General features: G+C 46.7%; 1 protein-coding gene. It reads left to right on the plus strand.

What is annotated here, in order from left to right; genetic code table 11:
* Nucleotides 1-192 precede the first annotated feature (192 nt).
* Nucleotides 193-561: C2H2-type zinc finger protein (locus E1189_RS25250; RefSeq protein ID WP_230460195.1), on the plus strand; the 369-nt coding region annotated here is incomplete at its 3' end.

Genomic DNA, 561 nt, shown 5'->3' on the forward strand with positions numbered 1-561 from the left:
TGTTACCGTAGAAGAAATCAAAAAAACCAAGTCACACTCACGTGGTCAACGGAAGTGCAACATCCGGCAGTTGAAACGGGTGCCACAACATCGGTTGGGAATCCATCTACCGTTTGCTTCATTTCCAGTCATAATGAAACTCCTGACATCTTATGTACTCATTCTTCACCTCTGGATATTCTATTCCCGGAGTTGTCGAACTTAGAGCAGGATGAAACTCTACTTTCAGAGTTGTCGGACTTATTGCAGGATGATGCATTTCAGAGTGTTCTTTGCGACAGTGCAGGGGAATTTACACCTGATACAGATAGCACTCTTAATGAAGTGAGTCAGATTCAGCCTGACAACGATCAGCTGCCCAGGAATATCTCCGGGATGGCTTGTGATCAGGACAGAGGCCACGAAACGTTTACAACATCCGGTCATATGACCAGACACAAGCGCACCCACACAAGGGACAGACTCTTTGTCTGTGACTTTGACGGTTGCAACAAAGCGTATATCGCATCAGGTGAACTTACCAAACACAAGCGCACCCACACAAGGGACAGGCCCTTTGTC

Source organism: Parendozoicomonas verongulae (assembly GCF_009711465.1).
GTDB classification, from domain to species: domain Bacteria; phylum Pseudomonadota; class Gammaproteobacteria; order Pseudomonadales; family Endozoicomonadaceae; genus Sansalvadorimonas; species Sansalvadorimonas verongulae.